Source organism: Micromonospora narathiwatensis (assembly GCF_900089605.1).
Classification (GTDB): Bacteria; Actinomycetota; Actinomycetes; order Mycobacteriales; family Micromonosporaceae; genus Micromonospora; species Micromonospora narathiwatensis.
Map to the genome: position 1 here is coordinate 1,748,168 of NZ_LT594324.1, position 25,249 is coordinate 1,773,416.

19 protein-coding genes are annotated in these 25,249 nt (G+C 71.3%); 17 read left to right on the forward strand and 2 right to left on the reverse strand.

Annotated elements, in window-relative coordinates:
- Positions 1–15 precede the first annotated feature (15 nt).
- Both GA0070621_RS07925 and GA0070621_RS07930 read right to left on the reverse strand, forming a co-directional pair.
- The gene (locus GA0070621_RS07925) at positions 16–582 is read right to left on the reverse strand and encodes a snapalysin family zinc-dependent metalloprotease (RefSeq protein WP_091192720.1); all 567 of its coding nucleotides are present in this window, start codon (positions 580–582) and stop codon (positions 16–18) included.
- 147 nt (positions 583–729) lie between these two features.
- Positions 730–2,193 (reverse strand): non-reducing end alpha-L-arabinofuranosidase family hydrolase, encoded by a 1,464-nt coding sequence (locus GA0070621_RS07930; protein WP_091192722.1) that lies wholly within the window; start codon positions 2,191–2,193, stop codon positions 730–732.
- 643 nt (positions 2,194–2,836) lie between these two features.
- Here GA0070621_RS07930 and GA0070621_RS07935 point away from each other — a divergent pair.
- The 17 genes from GA0070621_RS07935 (at position 2,837) to GA0070621_RS08020 (ending at position 24,889) form a co-directional block, all read left to right on the forward strand.
- The gene (locus GA0070621_RS07935; protein ID WP_197674001.1) at positions 2,837–3,160 is read left to right on the forward strand and encodes an NADH-quinone oxidoreductase subunit A; all 324 of its coding nucleotides are present in this window, start codon (positions 2,837–2,839) and stop codon (positions 3,158–3,160) included.
- Positions 3,151–4,257: a hypothetical protein gene (locus GA0070621_RS07940; RefSeq protein WP_091192723.1), complete on the forward strand. Its 1,107-nt coding sequence runs from the start codon at positions 3,151–3,153 to the stop codon at positions 4,255–4,257. The genes GA0070621_RS07935 and GA0070621_RS07940 overlap by 10 nt, the downstream gene beginning before the upstream one ends.
- Positions 4,250–5,188: a complex I subunit 1 family protein gene (locus tag GA0070621_RS07945; protein WP_091192725.1), complete on the forward strand. Its 939-nt coding sequence runs from the start codon at positions 4,250–4,252 to the stop codon at positions 5,186–5,188. The genes GA0070621_RS07940 and GA0070621_RS07945 overlap by 8 nt, the downstream gene beginning before the upstream one ends.
- 2 nt (positions 5,189–5,190) lie before the next feature.
- A complete protein-coding gene (locus tag GA0070621_RS07950) occupies positions 5,191–5,754 on the forward strand; it encodes an NADH-quinone oxidoreductase subunit J (protein WP_091192726.1) in 564 nt (187 codons plus the stop codon).
- Positions 5,751–6,053 (forward strand): NADH-quinone oxidoreductase subunit NuoK, encoded by a 303-nt coding sequence (locus GA0070621_RS07955; RefSeq protein ID WP_091192728.1) that lies wholly within the window; start codon positions 5,751–5,753, stop codon positions 6,051–6,053. The genes GA0070621_RS07950 and GA0070621_RS07955 overlap by 4 nt, the downstream gene beginning before the upstream one ends.
- Positions 6,050–7,972: a proton-conducting transporter transmembrane domain-containing protein gene (locus tag GA0070621_RS07960; RefSeq protein WP_091192729.1), complete on the forward strand. Its 1,923-nt coding sequence runs from the start codon at positions 6,050–6,052 to the stop codon at positions 7,970–7,972. Before GA0070621_RS07955 ends, GA0070621_RS07960 begins: the two co-directional genes overlap by 4 nt.
- A 3-nt stretch (positions 7,973–7,975) precedes the next feature.
- Positions 7,976–9,466 (forward strand): complex I subunit 4 family protein, encoded by a 1,491-nt coding sequence (locus GA0070621_RS07965; RefSeq protein WP_091192731.1) that lies wholly within the window; start codon positions 7,976–7,978, stop codon positions 9,464–9,466.
- 42 nt (positions 9,467–9,508) lie between these two features.
- Positions 9,509–10,900: an NADH-quinone oxidoreductase subunit N gene (locus GA0070621_RS07970; protein WP_091202169.1), complete on the forward strand. Its 1,392-nt coding sequence runs from the start codon at positions 9,509–9,511 to the stop codon at positions 10,898–10,900.
- A gap of 313 nt (positions 10,901–11,213) precedes the next feature.
- Positions 11,214–13,982 carry a M36 family metallopeptidase gene (locus GA0070621_RS07975; protein WP_269455592.1) on the forward strand — a complete coding sequence of 923 codons (2,769 nt, stop codon included), beginning with the start codon at positions 11,214–11,216 and terminating at the stop codon, positions 13,980–13,982.
- A gap of 523 nt (positions 13,983–14,505) precedes the next feature.
- A complete protein-coding gene (locus GA0070621_RS07985) occupies positions 14,506–15,492 on the forward strand; it encodes a LacI family DNA-binding transcriptional regulator (protein WP_091192736.1) in 987 nt (328 codons plus the stop codon).
- A 146-nt stretch (positions 15,493–15,638) separates the two neighbouring features.
- A complete protein-coding gene (gene araB, locus GA0070621_RS07990; RefSeq protein ID WP_091192738.1) occupies positions 15,639–17,321 on the forward strand; it encodes a ribulokinase in 1,683 nt (560 codons plus the stop codon).
- Positions 17,318–18,019: an L-ribulose-5-phosphate 4-epimerase gene (locus GA0070621_RS07995; protein ID WP_091192739.1), complete on the forward strand. Its 702-nt coding sequence runs from the start codon at positions 17,318–17,320 to the stop codon at positions 18,017–18,019. Before araB ends, GA0070621_RS07995 begins: the two co-directional genes overlap by 4 nt.
- Positions 18,020–18,024: 5 nt before the next feature.
- The gene (gene araA, locus GA0070621_RS08000; protein WP_091202171.1) at positions 18,025–19,533 is read left to right on the forward strand and encodes an L-arabinose isomerase; all 1,509 of its coding nucleotides are present in this window, start codon (positions 18,025–18,027) and stop codon (positions 19,531–19,533) included.
- A gap of 189 nt (positions 19,534–19,722) precedes the next feature.
- On the forward strand, positions 19,723–21,021 hold the full coding sequence (locus tag GA0070621_RS08005) for an ABC transporter substrate-binding protein (RefSeq protein WP_167666695.1): 1,299 nt from the start codon (positions 19,723–19,725) through the stop codon (positions 21,019–21,021).
- Positions 21,022–21,130: 109 nt separating this feature from the next.
- Entirely contained in the window at positions 21,131–22,042 is a 912-nt protein-coding gene (locus GA0070621_RS08010) for a carbohydrate ABC transporter permease (RefSeq protein ID WP_091192743.1), read from the forward strand.
- 4 nt (positions 22,043–22,046) lie between these two features.
- Complete coding sequence (locus GA0070621_RS08015) at positions 22,047–22,964, forward strand: carbohydrate ABC transporter permease (RefSeq protein ID WP_167666696.1); 918 nt, start codon at positions 22,047–22,049, stop codon at positions 22,962–22,964.
- A gap of 2 nt (positions 22,965–22,966) precedes the next feature.
- Entirely contained in the window at positions 22,967–24,889 is a 1,923-nt protein-coding gene (locus GA0070621_RS08020) for a glycoside hydrolase family 127 protein (RefSeq protein WP_091192744.1), read from the forward strand.
- Positions 24,890–25,249: the final 360 nt, after the last annotated feature.

Sequence of the window (25,249 nt, forward strand, 5' to 3'; positions counted from 1 at the left end):
GGCCCCGGTCGGGCGTCAGCGGAGGGCGCCCACCGTCGCGGCGGCCGGCCAGCTGTCGGCGAAGACCTCGGTCGTCGTCGCGCCGCGGGCGGCGAAGGAGAAGTACGAGTCGACCGCGGCGGCCTCGCCGGCGCTCGGGTACGGGTTGGTGCAGCCGGTCCCGGCGCTGCCGCCGGACATCAGGATGGCGCAGTTGCCGTTGTAGTTGTCCGCGAGGCCGAGGATGTGCCCGATCTCGTGGGTCATGATCCGCAACGGGGAGTACTGCTGGGCCTGGTAGTAGTCGATGACCACGTAGCCGTTGCCGAGGCTGTTGCGGACGGCGTACGAGCCGCCGCCGTAGGTGTAGTAGATCATCAGGTTCGAGCCGCACTGGGCCATGTTGATGTTCTTCGTGGCGTTGTTCCAGATGGTGGCCGCCTGGTTGGCGTACCCGGCGAAGGGGCCGGCCTGGCTGGTGTTGTAACAGACGTTGCGGATGGCGGCGGAGGCCGGCGCTTGATCGACGGCGACGGCGCCGAGCGCCGTCAGCGCCGCGGCGGCGAGGGTGGCGAGGATCCGGGACATCTTGGGCATACGCATTGCTCACACTCCGTGGGGGGACGGGTCAAGCAGGGACCAGGCCAGCGTATTGATTGATATAGATCGATATCAACCCCCTCTTGTGTCGCGCCCCGGCGCGCGACGTCCGGGTGGGCCTGGCCGCCCGGGTGGCGGCCAGGCCCCCGGTCAGCAGGTGGAGTTTGTCTGGGTCAGCAGGCCGAGCCGCCAGGGCAGGCCGTTGTAGTCGCCGCCGGCGTTGGGGTCCAGGCCCTGGTACAGGTAGCGCAGGTTGCAGGGGCTGATCGTCAGGGTCTGGTCGTAGCCACTGCGGATCATCTCGCCGTGGCTGATGTCGCGGGTCCAGGCCGTGCCGGTGAAGGTGACGTTGTTGGCCCGGGCGAACGGGTTGCTCTCGCTGTCGGCGAGCGGCTGCCACGGTCCGGTGACGGCCGGCGCGGTCCAGGAGCGGAAGTAGCGCCGGCCGTCGCCGCCGATCGCCTCGACGAGCAGCAGGTACTGGTTGCCGACCCGGTAGACGTTGGCCGCCTCGAACAACCGGTTGCGGTTGCTGTCCTGCATGGCGATGACGGTGTTGGTGAAGCCGTTGGGGAACTGCGCCAGCGTGGTCTGCGAGCGGTAGAGGTGACCGTTGTCGTCGGAGGAGAACAGGTAGCAGTTGCCGCTGTCGCAGATCACCCACATGTCGACCCAGTAGCCGTTGCCGATGTTCTGCCGGATGATGTCGGGCATCCCGCTGTAGAAGTGCTTCGGCGCGCTCCACCCGGCGGGGTTGCCGATGTCCGGGTTGGTGGAGTACGACGCGTTTCCGGTCTGGTAGACCAGGTACCACAGCCGTTGCGGGGCGAAGTAGAACACCTGCGGAGCGGCCCGGTAGCCGGTGCCGATCGGGGACTGGTCGAGGTAGTAGAAGGGGGCCGAGCCGGCCTGGGGCCAGTCGGTGAAGCTGGTGTAGACGAGGTTGTAGCCCGACGACTGCGCGGTGCTGGCGAAGACGTGGTACCTGCCGTTGTAGTACACCACCGACGGGTCCTTGATGCCGGCGATGTTCCGGCCGTCCGCCTTCGGGCCGATCAGCGCGCCGCCGGAGCTCCAGCGGAAGGTGCTCGGCAGGCTGCCGCTCGGCGGCGGCGTGGTCGGCGGTGGCGTGCTCGGCGGGGGAGTGCTCGGCGGGGGAGTGCTCGGTGGCGGGGCGGTGCTCGGCGGCGGGGTGCCCGTGCCGCCGGTGCAGGTGACCCCGTTGAGCGCGAAGCTCGTCGGCGCGGGGTTGCTGCCGCTCCAGGAGCCGTTGAACCCGAACGACACGCTGGCGTTGCTGCCGATGCTCGCGTTGTAGCTGACGTTCACGGCTCTGAGCTGCGCTCCGTTCTGGGTGATGGTGGCGTTCCAGTACTGGGTGACGGTCTGACCGGCGGCGAAGGACCAGGTGAGGGTCCAGCCGTCGACCGGGTCCCCGAGGTTGGTGACGGTGACGTTCGCGCCGAATCCGTCCTGCCACTGGGAGGACACCGTGTAGGTGACCGAGCAGCCGGCCGCGGCGGCGTTGGCGGGCAGGGTCACGGCTCCGGCGGCGGCGACCAGTCCTGCGGTGGCCGCGAGCAGCGCGGCCCTGCCTTTCCAGGTGGGGTGCATCGAGGGCCTTCCGGGGTGATGGGCGCGTCGGCGTACGGCGGGGACCGCGTGTTCGGCGCGGCGAGGTGATCCGCCGGGATCGCGTCCGGGACGCGAGTCGTGCCGGCACGCTGACGACGGGCTGAGGAGAGATTGCGGACCGACGAACCGGCCGCGTTCGCACGGCCTGTTCGCGTTCACTCGGGCGGCTCGGACCTGTCACCGAACGTCGGCCGGGATCAGACCCGGTGCCCGTCGAACAATCGATGATTCCGAATGGATGGCGCGGCCTCGACTCCGGGCAAAAATAGCATGTTATCGATAACACTCTCAAGCCGCTCCGGGGTCGAGGGTGCCAGGAGGTCGGCCGCGGAGCGCGTGTTGTCGGGCAGCCGAAGGCGGCCACCGGGTTCGGCGGCGCCCGGCCGAGCCGGGCGTCGATCCGGCGTCATGCCGTCGCATCGCGACACTCGATCGGACACAACAGGCGGTCAGCAGCGGAGAGTGATGGTAGAAGTGGGTGAGAAATCGTGCGTATCGGTGGAAGTCCGACCGGCCCGCTGAGGCGAAGGAATGACCGCACGGCTCTCGCGGAGCACCACGGACGGCGGGGCGGGTGGACGACACCGCGGACGGGAGCGGCATGTACGCAGGGACGGCGAGCATGGTCCTGGTGGCCGCGCTCGTCGTCGCCGGCCTGCACCTGGCCCACCGGGCACTGACGATCGCCTCCCCGCCGCTGGAGAGCCTGCCCTTCCAGTCCGGATGGCCGCCGGCCGAGCACGCGCTGTCGCGCTACCACGTCCGGTGGTACCTCGCGACCCTGGTCTTCCTCGCCTTCGACGTGGAGATGCTCTTCATGTACCCGTGGGCGGTGGTCGTCGGCCGGCTGGGGGCCACCGCGATCGTGGAGATGTTCGTCTTCCTCGGCGGGGTCTTCGTGGCGGTCCTCTGGGCCTGGCGGGAGGGCGCGCTGCGGTGGGTCTGACCGACGCGTGGGGCCGGCTCGCCGTCCGGCACGCGCATGTGCTGGTGGCGGAGCTGCCCGGGTACTGGATGACCCGGGTCGCCGTCGAGCGGCAGGTGCTCGCCCGGGGCTGGCGGCTTGCCCGGTCGCCCGCGGACGCCGACATCCTGGCCGTCTGCGGCCCACCCCGGCCACCCCTGGCGCAGTCCCTGACGCGAGTGTGGGAGCAGGTGCCCGGTCCGCGTACCCGCGTCGAGGTCCACTCTCCGCGGGCGGTTCTCGCCGCGCTCGACACGGCGGCGGCAGATCTGCTCGACACCGCGGCGCAGCGGGCCGACGGCCGGGACCGGACGGCGGAACACGGCGGGACCGGCCGGGGCGGGCGTCGCGGCGGGTCGACACCCGACGCGTACGGCCACGCCGGCCACCACGAGCCGCCGCACGGCATCCCGCTCGCGGTCGGCGGTGAGGACCGTGACGGCCTGGAGATGGATCTCCTGCGGCTGCGGCTCGGCCCCGTCCTGGCGTACTGGCCGGCCGGGCTGGTCGTGGGCTGCGCCCTTCAGGGCGACGTGATCGTGGACGCGGAGGCCAGCCTGGTCGGCGTCGACGACGCCACCACCGTGGCGGCAGACGCTCCGGTCACGGACGACCCGCGCCGGTTCGCCGCCCGACGGTGCGACAACGCCGTCAGCCTGCTGGGGCTCGCCGGCTGGGACGATGCCGCCTCCCGCGCCCGCCGGATCCGGGACGCGCTGCTGTTCAACTCGGATCCCGACCGGCCGGCGCGGGAACTCGACCGGCTCCGCCGCCGGGTGGGCCGGTCGTGGTGGTTGCGGTGGTCGCTGCGCCGGCTCGGCCCGCTGGACGGGCCCGAACTCGCCCGCCGTGGGCTGCCGGCCACCGCCGTGGGCGACGTCCGGGACCGGCTGCTGGCCATCCTCGACCGCGCCGCCGACAGCATCGCGGGCCGGCACCCCGCCGGCCCGCCGCGCCGGGCACCCGTCGAGGCGCTTCCTGACCTGGTACGCGGGTGGGACGTCGCCACCGCCCGGCTGATCGTCGCCAGTCTCGACCTCGAACCGCTCGTGACGGGCCGCGAGGTGAGCCGTGTCTGATCCGGCGGTCACCGTCGTCCCGGGCGGCTGGGCGCCGGTCGCCGCCGGGCTGCTCGGACTGCTGGCGGTCACCGCCGCCGCTCTCGACGGATTCCTGACCGCCCGGGCGACCGGCGCCGGCCCGTCCGGCCTGAGCCAGCCGTTCGGGGAGGTGGCTCGGCTGATGCGGCAGCGGCGGCGTACCACGGTCGCGGCGGACCGGTTGTTGTGGCGAACCGGCGGCGCCGGCCTGCTGGTGATGGCGTTGCTGATCATCGTGGTGGTGCCGCTGGGCGAGTGGACCCTGTTCGACCTCGACGTCGGGGTGGTCTGGTTCAACGCCATGGACGTCCTCGCCTGGGCGTTCGTGTGGCTGACCGGCTGGGGTGCCAACTCGGCGTACTCCCTGGTCGGCGGTTACCGCTTCCTCGCCCACGGGCTCGCGTACGAGCTGCCGTTGATGTTCGCGCTGGTGGCGCCCGCGGTCGGCGCGTCGAGTCTGAACCTCGGGGCGATCGTCGCCGCCCAACGGGGCCTCTGGTTCGTGGTCTGGATGCCGGTGGCGTTCGTCGTCTTCTGCGCCGGAATCCTGGCGATCGCGGTCTGGGGGCCGTTCTCCCCGGCCCTCGGCGTCGACGTGGCCGGCGGGGTGGCCGCCGAGCTGTCGGGAGTGGACCGGCTGCTGTTCCTCGGCGGCCGGTACGCGCTGCTCGCCGCCGGGGCCGCGTTCGCGGTGCCGATGTTCCTCGGTGGCGGTAACGGTCCGCTGCTCCCCGGCTGGTCGTGGGCGCTGGTCAAGACAGTCGTCCTGCTCTGCGGGCTCGTGTGGCTGCGCCGCCGCCTGCCCGCGGCGCGGCCGGACTCGTTCCTGGAGGCCGGGTGGCTGGTGCTGCTTCCCGCGGCGCTGCTGCAGGACCTGGTCGTCGCGGTCGTGGCCGCGGAACGGGGTTGAGGATGCTCCTTCACGTCGCGTTCTGGGTCCTGGCGGTCGTCGCGGTGCTCGCCGGTGCCGCCGCGTTCATGGTCGACTCGATGGCCCGGGCCAGCTACTCCCTCGCCGTGTCCTTCGTCGCGGTCGGCCTGCTGGTGCTGCTGTTGCGGCAGCACTACGTCGGCGTGGTGACGATCCTGATGATGGTCATGGAGATGGCCGTCATGGCCGTCTACATGGTCATGTTCATGGGCATGAACCCGGCCCTGATGCCGATGAGCATGGTCCACGACAACCGTCACGCCCTGGCGGTGTCGATCGGCGTGTTCGTGCTCCTCGCCGCCGGAGTGCTGCTGGTGCCGTGGCCAGCGCGGCGTGGCGGTCCGCCCGCCGACGTGACGGCGGCGTTGGGGGACGGGCTGATGGGCCCGAAGATGCTGGTCATGTCCGCCGTCGGCGGGGTCATGGCGGTCACCGTCGTGGCCGGCGTCGTGCTGGCGGCCCACCGGACCCGGTACGACCGGTTCGGCGACGACCTGCGCCGGCGGCCGGCCGACGACCCACAGCCGGGGGGTGTCGGCCGGTGACCCTGCAGACCGTGCTGCTCGTGGCGGCGGCGCTGTTCAGCGTCGGACTCTACGGTGCGCTGTCCCAACAGGCGGTGGTCATGGTGATGATGGGGCTGGAGCTGATGCTCAACGGCCTCATCCTGGCCGCCGCGGCCTTCTGGTGGTTCCTCGCCCCGGACCCGTCCGGGCAGGTGCTGCTGCTGGTCATCATCGTCGCGATGACCGTGGAGATGGCCATGGGCTTCGCCGTGGCCACGCATCTGCATCGGGTACGCCGCGCCGACCTGACCGACCTGGCCGCGGACCTGTCCCGATGAGCCAACTCGCGCAGGCCGCCCTGTGGACGCTGGTGGCGCTTCCCGCGGCGACGGGCGTCCTGCTGGCCACGACACGGCGGGCGGAGCGGGTCGCCGCGCCGGTCTCGCTCACTGTTGCCGCACTCTCGGTGATCGCGTCGATCGTGGTCGCGGTGGCCCGGCCCAGCGTTTCGGCGCCGTTCGTGGCCGGTGCCGACTTCGCGCTCACCGTCGACGGGCTCGCCGCGCTGCTCGCGCCCATGCTGGCCGTGGTGACCCTGCTGGTGCTGGCCGCCCCGGCAGGGGAGATCCGGCGTTCCCGGGCCCGCTTCCACGGCCTGATGCTGCTGTTCGCAGCCTCCGCCGCGCTCACCGTCACCGCGGCGACGCTGCCGGCCCTGCTGTTCGCGTGGGAGATCATGGGCGCCGCCTCCTACGCGTTGATCGGGTTCTGGTGGCGTGACCCGGACCGGATGTCGGCCGGCCTGACCGCGTTCCTCACCACCCGCTCGGCCGACGTGGGCCTGTACGTCGCCGCGGGAGCCGCGCTGGCGGGTGGCGCGGGCCTGGCCCTGGCCGACCTGCCGCACGGCAGCCCGGGATGGCGGCACGTCGTCGCCGCCGGGATCCTCGTCGCCGCGCTCGGCAAGGCCGCGCAACTGCCGTTCTCGTACTGGCTGTCGCGGGCGATGGCCGGTCCGAGCCCGGTCAGCGCGCTCCTGCACTCAGCGGCGATGGTGGCCCTCGGCGGCTACCTGCTGCTGCGGGTGCAGCCGCTGCTCGCCGCGACCGGCTGGGCCGCTCCGCTGACCATGTGGGTGGGGGCCTCGACGGCGCTGCTGCTCGGCGCGGTGGCGGTCGCCCAGCGGGACGTCAAGCAGCTGCTGGCCGCCTCCACCTGCGCCCAGCTCGGGTTCGTGGTGCTGGCCGCCGGCGCCGGCACCGTGGCCGGCGGCGCCGCCCAGCTGATCGCGCACGCCGCCACCAAGGCACTGCTGTTCCTGGCGGCCGGCGTGTGGCTGACCGCGCTCGGCACCACGCGGCTGGCCGGGCTGCGCGGGGTCGCCGTCCGGTGGCGGTTGGTCGGCTGGTCCGCCACCGTCGGGGCGGTGACCCTCGCGGGGATCCCGCCGCTGTCGCTCTGGGCGACCAAGGACGCGATCCTGGCCCGGGTCGTCGAACGGTCGCCGTGGTTGTACGCGGTCGGCCTGGCCGCGTCGGCGTTGTCGGCCGCCTACGCCGGCAAGGTGCTCGTCGTCATCTGGCGGGCACGCCCGAACCAGCGCGGCGACGTCGGCACCCACCACGACCAGCGACTCGACACCCGCCGCGACCAGCGGTTCGATGCCCGCCGCGACCAGCGGTTCGATGCCGGCCGCGACCCGACGAAGGCCGCTGCCGGCGGCTCCCGGCAGGTGCCTTTGGCGGTCCTCGCGGCGTGCGCCGCCGCTGCCGGCCTGTTGGCCCTTCCGCCGGTCGGCCCGGTGGTCGCCCGTACCCTCGGGCAGCCCGGCGAATTCCACGTTCCGCCGGTCGAGCCGGCGGTGTCGGCTCTGCTCGCCCTCGCCGTGGTGCTGCTGGTCGCCCGCCGCCCGGCCCCCGAGCCGCGGTGGGCGCTGCGGTGGCTCGGGCTGGAAGCCGTCGCGCGGGTGCTGGTCGTCCGCCCGGTGCTGCGCTGCGCCGAGGCCCTGGCCCGCTTCGACGACCGGGTGCTCGACCGCGGCGTCCAGCTCGTGTCGACCGGGTCGCTGCGCCTGGCCCGGTGGGCCGGCCTGGTCGACGACCGGTGGATCGACGGCGCCGTGGAGCGACTCGCCGCCGGTACCCGTCGACTGGGGCGGCTCGCCCGCCGGCCACAGACCGGCCAGTTGCACCAGTACTACCTCCAGGCCGTGCTGGTGCTGCTCGCCGCCGTCGTCGTCCTCGTGGTCTGGGGATGAGCCGTGCTCAGTCTGATCGTCTTCCTGCCGCTGCTCGCCGCCGTGGCGCTGGCCGCCCTGCCGCGTATCGGCGACACCACGGCGCGCTGGACCTGGGTCGCCGTGGCGGCCGTCGATCTCGGACTGGTCGCCGTGCTGTGGCTGCGCTACGACACGCCGCCGCCCGGGCAGTTGACCTTCGCCCAGCGGGCGGCCTGGATCCCGGGGGTGAACAGCAGCTACCACGTCGGGGTGGACGGCTTGTCGCTGCCCCTGGTGGCGATGACCGCGGTGATCTATTTGGCCTGTGCCGGGTACGCGCTGCGCGAGCGGCACCGCCCCCGTGGCCAGGCGGCGCTGTTCCTGTTCCTGCAGAGCGTCAGCCTCGGCCTCTTCGTGGCCGCCGACCTGATCCTGTTCTTCGTCTTCTTCGACCTGTCCCTCGTCGGCATGTACTTCGTCATCGCCGGCTGGGGCCACGGCGATCGCGCGCGGTCGGCGCTGAAGTTCTTCCTCTACACCTTCCTCGGCTCCCTGGCACTGCTGGTCGGCTTCATCGGCCTGTACGTCGCCGCCGAACCGCACACCTTCGACATCCCGCGACTCGTGGCCGCGCCACCGCTGCAGGGCCGACCCGTCGCCGGTGGGCTGGTGCTCGCGGCGATCCTGCTGGGCCTGGCGGTGAAGACGCCGACCGTGCCGTTCCACACCTGGCTGCCACCCGCGCACACCGACGCCCCGGCCGTCGGCTCGGCGGTCCTCGCGGGGGTGTTGCTGAAGATGGGCACCTACGGCTTCGTCCGCATCGCGATGCCGATGCTGCCGCAGGCCTGGCGGGCCTGGGCAGGCGTGCTGATCGTCATCGGCGTCGTCTCGGTCATCTACGGGGCGCTCGTGGCGCTGGCCCAGGTCAACGTAAAGCGCATGATCGCCTACACGTCGGTCAACCACATGGGCTACGTAGTCCTCGCCGTCGGTGTCGCCGGCCTGGCCGCCGCCGACACCGTACAGGCCCGCGCCGTCGCGGTCGCCGGCGCGGTCACCCAGATGGTCAGCCACGGACTGATCACCGGCGCGCTCTTCCTGCTCGCCGGCGTCCTCCACGACCGGACCCGAACGTACGACGCGCACCGTTTCGGTGGGCTCGCCGCCTCCGCGCCGACCTTCGCGACGCTGTTCGCCGTGGGCGCCTTCGCGTCCCTCGGACTGCCCGCCTTCTCCGGTTTCATCGCCGAGTTCCAGATCTTCACCGGTAGCATCGCCGCCGCACCCGTCACCGCCGTCGCGGTGCTCGGCATCCTGGTCACGGCGGCGCTGTTCCTGCGGGCGCTGCAACGGATCCTCACCGGCGAGACCGCCGGCAGGTCGATCGGGTTTGCGGACCTGCGGGCCGGCGAGCTGTGGTCGGTCGGGCCGTTGCTGGTGCTCGCCCTGGTGATCGGGGTCGTCCCGCGCCCGTTGCTCGCCGTCGTCGAGCCCGCCGCGCACGCCGTCGTCGGCCTGCTCGGGCGTTGACCCGTGGAGACGCAGATACGCCCGCTGCTGCTGCTCCCCGAGATGCTGCTCGCCACCGGAGCGCTCGCCGCACTGATCGGCGGTTCCTTCGTCCCCCGCCGTCGGCAGTGGCTCGTCCGGGTCCTGACCGCCGCGATCCTCGTCGCCACGATCGTCGCGGCCGCGCTGCGACTGCCCGCACCGGCGGCGAGCGCCTTCGGCGACTCGTTCGCCGTCGACACCACCACCGGGATCGCCCGGATCCTCGCGGCGTCCGGCACCCTGCTCATCCTGGCCCTCGCCGCCGACGAGGTCTCCGGCAGCGCGCGGGAGAGCGAGACGTACGCCCTGCTGCTCTTCTCCACCACCGGCAGCGTGCTGCTCGCCGGCGCGAACGACCTGCTCGTCCTCGCCGTCGGGTTCCTCCTCACCAGCATCCCGCTCTACGCGCTGATCGGCCTCGCGCACACCGCCGCGGGCGCCGAGGCGGCGATGAAGGCGTACCTGATGGGCGCGCTGTTCGGCATCATCCTGCTGCTCGGGGTGACCATCCTGTCCGGGCTCAGCGGCGCCACCGACTATCCGGGACTCACCGATCGGCTCGCCGGCGCGCCACGGGGGGCGGTGACCGTCGCGGCGGTCGCCGTGATCGTCGGACTGATGTTCAAGGCCGGCGGGGTACCCGGGCACTTCTGGGTGCCCGACGCGGCTGAGGCGGCCAATGCCACGGCGGCGACCTTTCTCACCACCGTTCCCAAGATCGGGGCGCTGGTCGCGACCTTCCGGCTGGCTATGGTGCTTCCCGCGTCGTCGCCATGGCCGGTGCTGGTGGCGGCGCTCGCGGTGGGCGGCATGACGCTGGGCAACCTCGCGGCCTACTGGCAGTCCGATCCCCGGCGGCTGCTCGGCTGGTCGACCGTGAGTCAGGTCGGTTTCCTGCTCGTACCGGTCGTGGCGGCCGGCCGCAGCGGCCTCGCCCTGCCCTCGTTGCTGGTGTATCTCACCGGCTACACGGTGACCAACATCGCGGCGTTCGCCGTCAGCGCCGCCCTGCCCGGGCGTCGGCGGCTCGCCGACTGGCGGGGTGTGGCCGCCGGGCGGCCCTGGCTCGCCGCGGCCCTCCTGCTGGCTCTGCTCGGCCTGGTCGGCACCCCGCCGGCCGCCGTGTTCGTCGGCAAACTCACCACCGCGACGGCCGCCTGGGAGGGCGGCTACGCCTGGCTGGCCGCCGTCGTCTTCGCCAACAGCATGATCAGCCTGTGCTACTACCTGCGCTGGGTCGCGCCGACCTACCGGGCCGGAGAGTCGGCGCCCTCGGAGCGTGGCGAACCGGCGCCGTCGTACGACGGGCCCGCGCGACCGTGGTCGACCCGGCTCGCCGTGGTGGCCGCGGTGCTCAGCCTCGTGGTGGGGGTCGCCGCGGGCCCGCTGTGGGATCTCGTGGCCCGACCGTAGCGACGCACGGCACTGTCCCTTTTGGTCGGTTCGCTGTGCCGCGACAGGCGTAGGAGCTGCTGGTGGAAGATTCCGCCACCCGTCGGATGATCGACTTGCGGACCAAGCACTAGCGTCGATGTATTCACCCCGCACCAGATCGATCACTGAACGTGATCGCTGGGCGGGCGTCGCGGATCAGCGTGGCGGGCCGTTGTGGCGGTCGTGGATCGGCGGTTCGTGCTGTCCTGTCCAACCCCCGAAGGGAGCAGCGGTGCCCCCGTATCTGTCCCGTGGTCGACGCAACGCCGCGTTGTTGTTGTCCACGACGTTGGTGGCGTCTTTGACCACCTTGTCGACGAAGCCCGCGTGGGCTGATCCTGATCAGGCCCCGGCGAAGAATCCGATCTTCTTGACTGGCCCGAACGAGGGTGCGCCGAACGACATCGCGATGCGGTATCTGCGGGCGCATCCGGCCGATCATGGCGTGGGTGATGCGGATCTGTCGGATCTGGTGGTGTCGTCGAGTTACCCGAGTCGCCACAACGGGGTGACTCATGTGAACCTGACGCAGCGGCACGAGGATCTGGAGGTGTTCGGCGCGACGGCGACGGTGAGTGTCGCTCGTGACGGCAGTGTGATCTTCGTGGGTGACAGCCTGGTGTCGGGGTTGTCGGCGAAGGCTTCCGGTGACGCGTCGTTGGACGCGGTGGAGGCGGTGGAGGCGGCTGCCGACGCGTTGGATCTGGCGGATCCGAAGAACGCGAAGGTGATGAGCCGGACCGGTGGTGCGGCGCAGCGCACGGTGGTGTCGGGCGCCGGTATCTCGGATCAGCCGATTCCGGCGAAGTTGGGCTGGCAGCCGACCGAGGACGGGTTGCGGCTGGCCTGGCAGTTGGTGATCGATGATTCGTCGGACACCCACCTGTGGAACGCCGCGGTCGACGCCGAGACCGGCAAGCTGCTCAACGCCGACGACTGGACCGACCACGACAGCCCGGAAGACCTGGTCAGTACGCTGGGCCGCCGCGAGCCGCAGGCCGCGACCATCGCCACCGCGAGCATCCCGGCCGCGCGGGTCAGCCCGCCGAACCCGGCCGTCGACGGGTCGAGCTACCAGGTCTTCGAGTTCCCGAAGGGTGACCCGAACGACGGGCCGCGGACCCTGGTGACCAACCCGGCGGACGGCACCGCGTCCCCGTACGGCTGGCACGACACGGACGGCAAGCCGGGCGCCGAATACACCATCACCCGGGGCAACAACGCGTATGCCTACACCGACAAGGACGCCAACAACCAGGTCGACCCGGACAGCGCGCCGGACGGTGGCGCCGGCCTCACGTTCAACTTCCCGGCCGACCTGAACGAGCATCCGCAGACGTACGCCCAGGCCGCGGTGACGAACCAGTTCTACTGGTGCAACATGGTCCACGACATCTCCTACCGGTACGGCTTCGACGAGATGTCCGGCAACTTCCAGGTCAACAACTACGGCCGGGGCGGCGTCGGCGGCGACGACGTGCTGTGCGAGGCGCACGACGGTTCCGGTGAGAACAACGCCAACTTCTCCACGCCGGCGGCGGACGGTGGCCGGCCCCGGATGCAGATGTTCCTCTGGCCGGGCAACCAGTTCGGTCTGCCGAACGCCGTGACGATCGACGGCGGCTCCGCCGCCGGCACGTACGAGGCGGAGTACGCGCGGTTCACCCCCGCGCCCACCAGCGCCGGCTTCGCCGGCGAGGTGGTGGTGGTCAACGACGGCGTCGGGGCGACCGGCGACGGCTGCACCGCCTACAGCCTGCCCAGCGGCGCGGTCGCCGTGGTCGACCGGACCAGCAGCTGCAACTTCTACACCCAGGTGGTCAACGCCGAGAAGGCCGGTGCCGCGGCGGTCGTGGTCGTCAACAACGTCGCCGGCAACCCGGCGGTGATGAGCGGCTCCATGAACCCGCCGGTCGGGATTCCCGCCGTGATGGTTGGCCAGGCCGACGGCAGGGCCATCAAGGCCGGGCTGCCGGCCTCGGGCAAGGTCCACCGCAACCTGGCCCGCCCGGCGATGCGGGACGCCTCGTTCCGCTCGGAGACGATCTTCCACGAGTACGGCCACGGGATCTCCAACCGGCTCACCGGTGGCCCGAACATCAACTGCCTGACCGGCGACGAGCAGATGGGCGAGGGCTGGAGCGACTTCCTCGCGATCACCGCGCTGCTCAACCCCGCGATCGACGATCCGGAGAACGCCCGCGGCTACGGTCAGTACCCGCTGTTCCAGGACAGCCGGGTGGGCGGCGGGATCCGGCCGCGGCCGTACTCGCGGAACATGGAGATCCAGCCGTTCACGTACGACAGCATCAAGACCGGTGGCTGGCTGGACGGCACCTCCCTGGCAGCGCCGCACGGCATCGGTCACGGCTGGGCGGCCGTGCTGTACGACATGGTCTGGAACCTCGTCGACCGGCACGGGTTCAACCCGAACATCTACGACGGGTGGAACACCGGCGGTAACAACCTCGCGCTCCAGCTGGTGCTCGACGGGATGAAGATGCAGGGTTGCGGTCCGGGTTTCGTGACCGGTCGTAACGCGATCATCGCCGCGGACGCGGCGTTGACCGGTGGCGAGAACGCCTGCATCATCTGGGGTTCGTTCGCGCGTCGTGGTCTGGGTTACAGCGCGGTGCAGGGCACCACGAACCGCAACGACAACAGCGAGGCGTTCGACACCCACCCGTCGTGTCGGGGTGACTTCGTCGGTCGGTCCGCGCAGCCGGCGTTGAACACGGTCATCGCCGGTGACGCCGCGCCGATGAAGTTCAAGCTGGCCGCCAACCGGGGCCTGGACATCCTGGCCAGCAACTCGCCGTACTCGCGGCTGGTGGACTGCGACACGCTCAAGACCGTCAACCCGAGCGGGCCGGTCACTCCTCGGCCGACCCCGGTCGCGGCGCGTAACCCGGGCGGGTCGCACATGTCGGCCAACGCCAACGGGCAGTACAACTACCCGTGGAAGACCGACCCGTCGTGGGTCGGTACCTGCCGGGAGTTCGTCCTGACTCTCGACGACGGATTCCAGTACCGCACCTACTTCAAGTTCATCGCCGGCTGACAATCGGCACCGGCACCACCTGAGGCCGGAGGGAGCGTCCCGTGGTCGGGGCGCTCCCTCCGGCCGTGTGGCGCTCATGCCGCCGGGCGCTGCCCGGCCGGTTCGGTGGGCACTCGACGGCATCGACGGTCGCCGCCCCGCGCGTCGCCCGACGAGAGGCATTTCTGCCGGCCCGCGAATGTTATCGTTAACGTCGCAGCGGGGAAGGAGCGCGGTGGCCGACTCGACCACGACGGTAGCCAGGCCACCTGGGCCGGGCGATGCTCGGCTGGGCGACGAGCGAGGTCCGACCGCGGGTCATCCGGTCGGCCGCGCGCCGGGCGTCCCACCTGGCGCCGTTCGTGCCGGCGGCGTTTCCGCTGGCCGCGATGGACGAGGCGGGGGCACCGGCGCGGGTCGGGCGCACGGTCGTTGTCCACCGGCGAGGGCGGGGTGACGCCGCCCCGCGGGATCGAGGATGATGAGTCGAAAACGTGAGGAGCCATCGATAGTGAGCGTGGCAAAGGGCCGCCGTCTACCGGTCATGGGAGATGTCGCGCGCCTGGCGGGCGTGTCGCACATGACCGTGTCCCGCGTCCTCAACGAGCCCGAGTCGGTACGCCCGGAGACCCGCGAGCGGGTCCTCCTCGCCATCGAGCAACTCGGCTACCGGCGGAACAGCGCCGCGCGGAGCCTGGTCACCCGGCGTTCGCAGACGCTCGGCGTGGTCTGTTTCGACACCACGCTCTATGGGCCGGCCTCGATGCTCAACGGCATCGAGCACGCCACCGAAGAGGCGGGATACGCGGTCAGCGTGGCGAGCCTGCGCCGGCCCACGGCCGAGGCGGCGACCCAGGCCGTCCAGCGTCTTGTCGACCAGTCGGTGGACGGGCTCGTCCTGATCGCTCCACAGGCCGCCGAGGCGATGGCGTTCGTCCGCGCGCTGCCGACCAACGTTCCGGTCGTCGCCGTGGAGAACGCATTGCCGAACGTCACCAGCGTCTCGGTCGACCAGGTGTTGGGCGCGCGGATGCTCACCGAGCACCTGCTCTCCCTGGGCCACGAGACCGTTCACCACGTACGGGGTCCCTCGGACTGGAGCGAGGCGAACGGGCGCGTCGACGGCTGGTTGGCCGCGCTCGAGGAGAACGGTCGACCGGTGCCCCGCGAGCTCGTCGGCGACTGGAGCGCCAAGTCCGGCTACCTCGCGGGCCAGAAGCTGGCCCGGGATCGCCGGGTCACCGCGGTGTTCGCGGCGAACGACTCGATGGCCCTGGGTGTGCTGCGGGCACTGCACGAGGCGGGGGTGCGGGTGCCGGAGGAGGTCAGCGTGGTGGGGTTCGACGACATCCCCGAAGCGGCGTTCATGACGCCACCGCTGACCACCGCGAGTCAACCGTTCCGGGATGTCGGCCGGCGCAGCATCGAGATCCTGCTGGCCGTGATCGAGGCGGGCGAGGGGCGTGGCGCCTCGTCGGTCATCCCCCCTGAGCTGGTAATTCGTAACAGCACTGCGGAGCGTCGGCGGTAGGAGCCGGCCGCGATGGCGGCCGGCAACCTGCCCGAAACAATCTCTTCGCCAAGTCTTGACGCCGCCCTAGTTAACGCTAACATCGTTGTGACTCCGCTAACACACGTGCACCGGGGATCAGGTGCGCTTCTGCTTGGAGGAACTCGATGTCGCCGCGTTCCGTTACCGCTCACGCCCTCGGGTACGTGGTGGGTGTCGACTTTGGCACGTTGTCGGGCCGGGCCGTCGTGGTCCGCGTCGCCGACGGCGCGGTGGTCGGCTCCGCCGTCCACGAGTACGCGCACGGCGTCATGGACGAGCGCCTGGCCGCCTCCGGCGAACGGCTGCCGCCCGACTGGGCCCTGCAGGTGCCTGGGGACTACGTCGACGTGCTGCGCCACGCGGTGCCCGAGGCGGTCAGCGCGGCCGGCATCGCCGCCGACGAGGTCATCGGCATCGGCACCGACTTCACCGCCTGCACGGTGCTGCCCACACTGGAGGACGGCACGCCGCTGTGCGAGCTGGCCGAGCTGGCGAACCGGCCGCACGCGTACGTCAAGCTCTGGAAGCACCACGCGGCCCAGCGTCACGCGGACCGGATCAACCAGCTCGCCCACGAGCGCGGCGAGCCCTGGATCAGCCGGTACGGCGGCCGGATCTCCTCCGAGTGGGAGTTCGCCAAGGGACTCCAGCTCCTGGAGGAGGACCCCGAGGTCTACGCGCGAACCGACCGCTGGGTCGAGGCCGCCGACTGGATCGTCTGGCAGCTGACCGGCACGTACGTCCGCAACGCCTGCGCGACCGGCTACAAGGCGATCTACCAGGACGGCCACTACCCGTCGGAGGAGTTCCTCGCGGCGCTGCACCCCGGGTTCACCGACTTCGTGAGCCGCAAGCTCGCGGGACCGATCGCCGACCTCGGCACGCGGGCCGGCATCCTGACGGCCGCCGCCGCGGAGCTGACCGGCCTGCCGGAGGGCATCGCGGTCTGCGCCGGCAACGTCGACGCCCACGTGACGGCGCCCGCGGCCGGCGCCGTCGAGCCCGGCCAGCTCGTCGCCATCATGGGCACCTCGACCTGCCACGTGGTCAGCTCCGAGGTGCTGACCGAGGTGCCCGGCATCTGCGGCGTCGTGCACGGTGGAATCGTCGCGGGCCTGTGGGGCTACGAGGCCGGCCAGAGTGGCGTCGGCGACATCTTCGCCTGGTTCACCGAGCGGAACACCCCACCGGCCTACGTCGACGAGGCACGCGCCCGGGGCATCTCGGTGCACGACCTGCTCACCGAGAAGGCGGCGCTTCAACCGGTCGGCGGGCACGGGCTGGTCGCGCTCGACTGGCACAGCGGGAACCGCTCCCTCCTCGTCGACCACGAACTCTCCGGCCTCGTCGTCGGGCTGACCCTGGCGACCCGTCCCGAGGACGTCTACCGGGCGCTGCTGGAGGCGACCGCCTTCGGCGCCCGCGCCATCATCGACGCGCTGCGCGACGGGGGCGTGCCGGTGACCGAGCTGGTCGTCGCGGGGGGCCTGGTCAAGAACCGGTTCCTGATGCAGCTCTACAGCGACGTGACGAGGCTGCCGATCAGCATCGTGGCCTCCACCCACGCACCCGCGGTCGGCTCGGCGATCCACGCCGCGGTCGCCGCCGGCGCGTACCCGGACGTGCGGGACGCGGCGGCGGCCATGGGCCGGCGCGACGTCGCGGTCTACCAGCCCGACGAGAAGCGCGCCACCGCCTACGACGCGCTCTACGCGCAGTACCTGGCGCTGCACGACCACTTCGGTCGCGGCGGCAGCGACGTGATGCACGAGTTGCGCCGGATCCGGCGGGAGGCGGAGGCACGATGAGAACGTACGAGGCGGCGCTCACCGAGACGGTGCGATCGATCCGGGAGGTCGTCGCCGCGCTGCACGCGCAGCTGACCGCCTACCGCCTGGTGGCCTGGACGGCCGGCAACGTGTCCGGTCGGGTACCGGGTCACGATCTGATGGTCATCAAGCCGAGCGGCGTGGACTACGCCGACCTGACGGCGGACTCGATGGTCGTCTGCGACCTGGACGGCAACGTGGTCGAGGGTGGATACAGCCCGTCGAGCGACACCGCGGCCCACGCGTACGTCTACCGGCACCGGCCGGACGTCGGCGGGGTGGTCCACACCCACTCGACGTACGCCTCGGCGTGGGCGGCGCGCGGCGAGGCGATCCCGTGCGTGCTCACCGCGATGGCCGACGAGTTCGGCGGCGACATCCCGGTCGGGCCGTTCGCCATGATCGGCGACGACTCCATCGGGCGGGGCATCGTGGAGACGCTCGCCGGGCACCGGTCGCCGGCGGTGCTGATGCGCAACCACGGCGTGTTCACGATCGGGGCGACCCCCCGCGACGCGGTGAAGGCGGCGGTCATGTGCGAGGACGTCGCGCGGACCGTGCACATCGCACGGCAGCTCGGCACGCCGCTGACGATCGACGCGGTGGACGTGGACCGCCTCTACGCGCGCTACCAGAAGGTGTACGGCCAGCCTGGCCGGACCGATGGAACGGAGTGACATTCGTGCCGACAGTTGAAAAGCCCGGAGAGATCTGGTTCCTGACCGGAAGCCAGGCGCTGTACGGCGAGGAAGTGCTCGAACAGGTCGCGGCGCAATCCCGTGAGGTGTGCCAGACGCTCGCCGGTGCCCTGCGGGCCGGTCCTCGCCTCGTGTGGAAGCCGGTACTGACGACCGCCGACGCGATCCGCCGTACCTGCCTCGACGCCACCGCGGACGACGCGGTGGTCGGCGTCATCGCCTGGATGCACACGTTCTCGCCGGCCAAGGCCTGGATCGCCGGCCTGTCCGCGCTCGGCAAGCCGCTGCTGCACCTGCACACGCAGGCCAACCGGTCGCTGCCCTGGGCCGAGCTGGACATGGACTTCATGAACCTCAACCAGGCCGCGCACGGCGACCGCGAGTTCGGGTACGTGCAGTCGCGGCTGGGCGTGGCCCGCAAGACGGTCGCGGGGTTCGCCGGCGATCCGGTGGTGGGGGAGCGGGTCAGCGCCTGGGCCCGCGCGGCGAGCGGTTGGCGGGCGTCCCGGTCACTCCGGATGGCCCGCTTCGGCGACAACATGCGCGACGTCGCCGTGACGGAAGGCGACAAGGTCGGCGCCCAGGCGACCCTGGGCATCTCGGTCAACGCCTACGGTGTGAACGCGCTCGTCGCGGCCGTCGACGAGGTCGCGGACTCGGACGTGGACAAGGTTGTCGTCGAGTACGAGGAGCGCTACGCCGTGGCGCCCGAGCTGCGTCGCGGTGCCGAGCGGCACGAGTCCCTGCGCTACGGCGCCCGGATCGAACTCGGCCTCCGGCAGTTCCTGGAGGCGGGTGCCTTCGACGCCTTCACCACGAACTTCGAGGACCTGGGCGGTCTGCGGCAGCTCCCCGGCCTCGCCGTGCAGCGGCTGATGGCCGATGGATACGGGTTCGGTGGCGAGGGCGACTGGAAGACCGCGGCGCTCCTGCGCATCCTGAAGGTGGTGGCCGGGGACGAGCCGGGCGGCACCTCGTTCATGGAGGACTACACCTACCACTGGGGGCCGGGCGAGCCGAAGACCCTCGGCGCGCACATGCTCGAGGTCTGCCCGAGCATCGCCGGGGACCGGCCGAGCCTGGAGATCCACCCGCTGTCGATCGGTGATCGTGAGGACCCGGTTCGCCTGGTCTTCACCGCCGCGCCCGGCCCGGGTCTCGTGGTCGGTCTCGCCGATCTGGGCGGCCGGCTCCGGCTGACCGCCAACGAGATCGACCTGGTGGCGCCGGACGAGCCGCTGCCGCGGCTGCCCGTCGCCCGCGCGGTGTGGAAGCCCCGCCCCAACCTCGCCACGTCGGCCGAGTGCTGGCTGCTCGCGGGCGGGCCGCACCACACCGTGCTCAGCACCGCGGTCGGCCGGGAGGCGCTCGCCGACTTCGCCGACATGGCCGGTGTCGAGCTGCTCATGATCGACGCCGCGACCGACCCGCGGTCGTTCGCGGATCACCTCCGCTGGAACAGCACCTACTACCGGATGACGCAGCGGCTCTGATCCCGCGCCGGCCGTCGCCGAAATGTCGCCGGACGGCCGATCGGCCGGACGGACAACGCCCGAGGAAACTCCGGTGCCAACGAAGTCTTCCTCGACAGGGCGGCGCAACACCCAACTCACCGAAAAGAAGTTCCCAGCTTGGCCGGGACCGCGGTGCGGACCTCGGAACGATGAGCGTAGGAGATGACCATGAGACGAACCTCGCGCGGGCGACTTGGCCTGCGCTCGCTGGCAGGAGTCCTGGTGGCGGCGCTGGCCCTCGGCGCGGCGGCGTGCAGCAAGGCCGACTCGGACGACAAGGCGACGGTCCAGGCCGGGCCGGACGGCACCGACGACGGCAGTGAGCTGACCCTGTGGACCCGGGCGCCGCTCGAGAAGCAGGCGAAGCTTCTCGTCGAGGCGTACAACGCCAGCCACAAGAACCAGGTCAAGCTGACCGTCGTACCGAACGACGACTACGTGGCGAAGGTCGGTGCGGCGGCCGGTTCGGGCGGGCTGCCCGACCTCTTCGCCGCGGACATCGTCTACGTGCCGAACTGGGTGCAGCAGGGCCTGTTCAAGGACCTCAGCTCGAACATCAACGGCCTCGGCTTCAAGGACTCCATCAACAAGGGCCACCTGGCGGCCGGCACGCGCGAGGGCAAGGAGTACGTGCTGCCCTTCGTGCTGGACCTGTCGATGATGTTCTGGAACAAGCAGCTGTTCAAGGACGCCGGGCTGGACCCGGAGAAGGCCCCGGCGACGCTGGAGGAGTACGCCGCCGCCGCCAAGGCGGTCCAGGCACTGAAGAAGGACGGCGTCTACGGCACGGCGACCGGCCTGAACTGCGGCGGATGCCTGGTCTTCACCTGGTTCCCCACCATCTGGGCCAGCAACGGTGAGGTGCTCAGCGAGGACGGCGCCAAGTCCAAGCTCGCCGACGACACCGCCCAGAAGGTCTACAGCACCTGGCGGGACCTGTGGAAGTCCGGCGCCGTGCTCCCCTCCTCGAAGGACGAGGCGGGCCCCACCTGGACGGCCGGGTTCACCCAGGGCAAGGTCGGCCTGATGTTCTACCCGGCGACGCTGCTCTCCTCGACGCCGTTCGATGTCGGGGTGGCCGGCATCCCCGGCCCGGACGGCGGCGCCTCCACCTTCGTCGGCGGCGACGGCATCGGCGTCTCGAAGGACTCGAAGAAGGCCGCGCAGGCCTGGAACTTCCTGAACTGGATGATGTCCGAGGACGCCCAGGTCGAGGTGCTCGCGAAGAACAAGGACGTGGTGTCCCGGTCCGACCTGGCGAACAACAAGTACGCCTCCCAGGACCCGCGGCTGGTCACCATCAACGAGGTGGCCGGCAAGGGTGACACCCCGGTCGCGCTGAACTTCCAGCAGGCGTTCAACGCGCCGAACAGCCCGTGGCTGACGCTGGTGCGCGACCAGGTGCTGGGTGACGGCGGCAATCTCCAGAAGGACAACGACGAGATCTCCGCGGTGCTTGGGCAGTAGACGTACGCCGTGGGCGTGTGCCGGGCCGTCGGCCCGGCACACCCCGCGGTACGACACCGACCCGGGACGCAGCGACGAGCTGCCGCCGGCCGATGAACGAGAGGTTCCCATGAGAGTCAACGCACCCCCGACCGGTGCGGCGATTCGACGCGTCGCCCGTCGCAGCAACCGTCGAGCCTGGCTCGGCTGGCTCTACGCCACCCCGACCGCGGTCTTCGTGGCGGCGCTGTTCGCCGTTCCGCTGCTGCTCGTGATCCGGATGTCGGTGTCGAAATGGCCGCTTCTGACCGGCGACCAGGGAATCAACTTCCCCGACAACTTCGTGAAGGCGGTGAACCACCGGTTCTTCACCTCCTCGGTGGTGTTCACCGTCAAGTACACGGTGCTCGCGACCGTGTTGTTGCTGCTGCTCGGCTTGGGCCTGGCCATGCTCGTGCAGGAGTCGAGCCGGTGGAACAACCTGGTCCGCGCGTCGTTCCTGGTGCCCAGCGCGCTCGGGTTGGCCTCCGCGTCACTGCTGTTCTACGTGCTCTACTCGCCGTACGCCAGCCCGCTGGCACCCGTCATGGAGCGCTGGGGCTTCACCTTCCTCGGCTCGCCGAACGCGGCGCTCTTCTCCACGCTGTTCCTCATCGTCTGGCGCTACGCCGGCTTCTACATGGTGCTCATGCTCGTCGGCCTCCAGGGGATCTCGGCGGACGTGTACGAGGCGGCCCGGATGGACGGCGCCAGCCGTTGGCAGACCTTCTGGAAGGTCACCCTGCCGCTGCTGCGTCCGACGCTGGCGCTGACCACCGTGCTCTGCGTGACCGGCTCCCTGCTCGCCTTCGAGCAGTTCTACATCCTCACCAAGGGCGGCCCGGACAACAGCACGATCTCGGTGGTGCAGCTCATCTACTCGGTGGCGTTCCAGGGGCAGAACGACCTGGGCGTGGCGGCGGCCATCTCCATCATCGTGCTGGTGGCCCTGGTCATCATCAACGCGCTGCAGATGCGCGCCTTCCGGTCCGAGGAGAGCTGACGCGATGCCCACCGGTTCCCCGTCCACCTCCACCGCGACCGCCGAGCAGCCGTCGGCCTCTCCCGCGGCCACCGCCGCGCCGACCGCTCCGGCCGGCACCACCATCGCCGGCGTCGCCCTGCGGACCCCCTACTGGGTCCTGACCGGGGCGTTGGCGTTGATCTTCCTGTTCCCGCTCGTCTGGACGGCGGTCGCCTCGATCGCGCCGCAGGCCGGCACGAACCAGACGGACGGCTGGGGGTTCGGCAACTACCAGACGTTGACCAACTACCAGGCCGGCATCTGGCGCTACCTCGCGAACTCGGCGTTCGTGTCCGGGCTGACGGTCCTCCTGACCCTGCTGGTTTCCCTGCTCGGGGGTTACGCGTTCGCCCGGTTCCGCTTCCCCGGCAAGAACGTGCTGTTCCTGATCACCCTGGCCATCCTGATGGTCCCGTACGCGACGCTGCTCATCCCGCTGTACGTGCTGCTCAACCAGGTGGGGTTGCAGAACTCCCTGGTCGGCGTGGCTCTCGTGCTCACGGTGTTCCAGCTGCCGTTCTCCACCTTCCTGATGCGTATCTCCTTCGAGGCGGTGCCGCGGGAGCTCGACGAGGCCGCGATGGTCGACGGATGCTCGTCCTTCGGCGCGCTCTGGCGGGTGCTCGTGCCCGCGGTGAAGCCGGGCATGATCACCGTCGGGCTCTTCGCGTTCCTCGCCGCGTGGAACGACTTCATGGCGCCGCTGATCCTCATCAACGACTCCGAGCGGATGACCCTGCCCCTTGCCGTGTCCAACCTCCGCGGCCAGGTCCAGGGCGTCGTCGACTACGGCGCGACCGAGGCGGGTGTGGTGGTCCTCGCGCTCCCGTGCATGGTCCTGTTCCTGCTGCTCCAACGACACTACGTGCGCGGCTTCATGTCCGGCGCCCTGAAAGGATGACCATGATCGGCACCGCACCCACGGCCGTACCTGTCCTGGCGGCGCGTGGCCGGCTCCGGCCGCTCGGGCTCGGGGAGGTCCGGATCACGGGCGGATTCTGGGCCGAGCGTCAATCGGTCAACGCCGCGGCGACCCTCGGGCACATCCAGCACTGGCTCGAGCGCGAGGGCTGGATCCGCAACTTCGACCTCGCCGCCGGGCAGGGCGACCTCCCCGGTGAGCGCCGTGGACGCGAATTCTCCGACTCCGAGGTCTACAAGTTCCTCGAGGCGATGGCGTGGGAGATCGGCCGGACGGACGACGCGGGCCTGGAGTCGCGGTTCCGGGCCGTCGTCCGGCGGGTGGCCGACGCGCAGGAGCCCGACGGTTACCTCAACACCAAGTTCGGTCGACCGGGCCAGGAGCCCCGCTGGTCCGACCTCGAGTGGGGGCACGAGCTCTACTGCATCGGCCACCTCCTGCAGGCGGCGGTCGCCCGCGCCCGGACCCGCCCGGACGCCGACGACGGCCTGCTCGCCGTCGCCCGCCGGGCCGCCGACAACGTCTGCGCGACGTTCGGACCGGACGGCATCGACGGCGTCTGCGGGCATCCGGAGATCGAGACCGCGCTCGCGGAGTTCGCCCGGGTCACCGGCGACGATCGCTACCTCGCCCAGGCGGCGCTCTTCGTCGACCGCCGGGGTCATGGCCGGCTGCGCGACGTGGAGTGGGGCCGGGAGTACTTCCAGGACGACATCCCGGTACGCGAGGCGACGGTGCTGCGTGGGCACGCGGTACGGGCGAACTACCTCTCCGCCGGCGCCGTCGACATCGCGGTCGACACGGACGACGCCGGACTGTTGGCGGCGGTGCGTCGGCAGTGGCGGAACACGGTGGCGCGGCGCACGTACGTCACCGGCGGGCAGGGCTCCCGCCACCAGGACGAGGCGTTCGGCGACGACTGGGTGCTGCCTCCCGACCGCGCCTACTCCGAGACCTGCGCCGGCATCGGCTCGGTGATGCTCGCGTGGCGGCTGCTGCTCGCCCACGGCGACCCGGGGTACGCCGACCTCATCGAGCGGACGCTGTTCAACGTGGTGTCGACCTCGCCGTCGGCCGACGGGCGCAGCTTCTTCTACACCAACACGCTGCACCGCCGGGAACTCGGCACCGTCCCCGACGCCGACCGGGCCAGCCTCCGTGCCGCGGCCTCGCTGCGGGCGCCGTGGTTCGAGGTGTCGTGCTGCCCGACCAACGTGGCAAGGACGATGGCCAGCCTGGCGGCGTACGTCGCCACGGCCGACGACGACGGCCTCCAACTCCACCAGTACCTGACCGGCACCGTCGAGCACCGCCTCGCCGACGGACGTGACCTGTGCGTCACCGTCGCGACCGACTACCCGCACGACGGGCACGTCCGGGTACGGGTCGACAGCGACGACGACCGGCCCTGGTCGCTGTCGTTGCGGGTGCCCGGCTGGGCGGTCGAGGGCGCGACGCTCACCGTCGACGGGACCACCCGGCCGGTCGGCCCGGGCGTCGTCACCGAGCGGCGGACCTGGCGGCGCGGCGACGAGGTCGTCCTGTTCCTGCCGATGGCGCCCCGGTTCACGTACCCGGATGCCCGTATCGACGCGGTCCGGGGTTGTGTCGCGGTGGAACGCGGCCCGCTGGTGCTGGCCCTGGAGTCGGTGGACGTCCCGGACGTCGAGACCGTCGACGAGCTTCGCGTCGACACCGGTCAGCCGCCGCGCCTGGTCGACGGCCGGGTCCTCGTGCGCTGCCGGCGCGTACGCCCGCAGGACCACGACTGGCCCTACCGGACCGGCGGGGCCGAGTCGGCACCCGGGGCGGGGGAGGAGCTCGACGAGGTGGCCATGGTGGAGTACCACGCCTGGGCCAACCGGGGTCCGTCGACGATGCGGGTCTGGCTCCCCACGACCTGACGGCCATCGGACGACCCGAGGGGGACTCACCTGCCGGGTGAGGCCAGCGGACCGCGACGGACGGGACCCGTCGTGGCCCGTCCCCCTCGGGCCCGGCGTTCCCGGCCGGCCCGTGCCGCCGTCACCGGGTGCCGGGCGTACGGCCCGACGGTCCGAAGTGAACGCTAACGCCGGTGGGCCGTACGTGGCCGCGCCGACGAGGCGGAAACCGGCGGCTGGGCCGACGGGGTCGGCTTGACATACCCGTTCCTGCTCGTCCGTTCAGCCGATTCGGAGCGACAAGTCGGATCGAGGGGTTGACCTGCCTGATGTTAACGCTCACACTCATCACTCAGGTGACCCCGCTCACTGGATCGCAGT

Coding starts and splice junctions, on each gene's coding strand:
- GA0070621_RS07925 (WP_091192720.1), bottom strand. CDS start 582: ATGCGTATGCCCAAGATGTCCCGGATCCTCGCCACCCTCGCCGCCGCG.
- GA0070621_RS07930 (WP_091192722.1), bottom strand. CDS start 2,193: ATGCACCCCACCTGGAAAGGCAGGGCCGCGCTGCTCGCGGCCACCGCA.
- GA0070621_RS07935 (WP_197674001.1), top strand. CDS start 2,837: ATGGTCCTGGTGGCCGCGCTCGTCGTCGCCGGCCTGCACCTGGCCCAC.
- GA0070621_RS07950 (WP_091192726.1), top strand. CDS start 5,191: ATGCTCCTTCACGTCGCGTTCTGGGTCCTGGCGGTCGTCGCGGTGCTC.
- GA0070621_RS07960 (WP_091192729.1), top strand. CDS start 6,050: ATGAGCCAACTCGCGCAGGCCGCCCTGTGGACGCTGGTGGCGCTTCCC.
- GA0070621_RS07970 (WP_091202169.1), top strand. CDS start 9,509: ATGCTGCTCGCCACCGGAGCGCTCGCCGCACTGATCGGCGGTTCCTTC.
- GA0070621_RS07985 (WP_091192736.1), top strand. CDS start 14,506: ATGGGAGATGTCGCGCGCCTGGCGGGCGTGTCGCACATGACCGTGTCC.
- araB (WP_091192738.1), top strand. CDS start 15,639: ATGTCGCCGCGTTCCGTTACCGCTCACGCCCTCGGGTACGTGGTGGGT.
- GA0070621_RS07995 (WP_091192739.1), top strand. CDS start 17,318: ATGAGAACGTACGAGGCGGCGCTCACCGAGACGGTGCGATCGATCCGG.
- GA0070621_RS08005 (WP_167666695.1), top strand. CDS start 19,723: ATGAGACGAACCTCGCGCGGGCGACTTGGCCTGCGCTCGCTGGCAGGA.
- GA0070621_RS08010 (WP_091192743.1), top strand. CDS start 21,131: ATGAGAGTCAACGCACCCCCGACCGGTGCGGCGATTCGACGCGTCGCC.
- GA0070621_RS08015 (WP_167666696.1), top strand. CDS start 22,047: ATGCCCACCGGTTCCCCGTCCACCTCCACCGCGACCGCCGAGCAGCCG.
- GA0070621_RS08020 (WP_091192744.1), top strand. CDS start 22,967: ATGATCGGCACCGCACCCACGGCCGTACCTGTCCTGGCGGCGCGTGGC.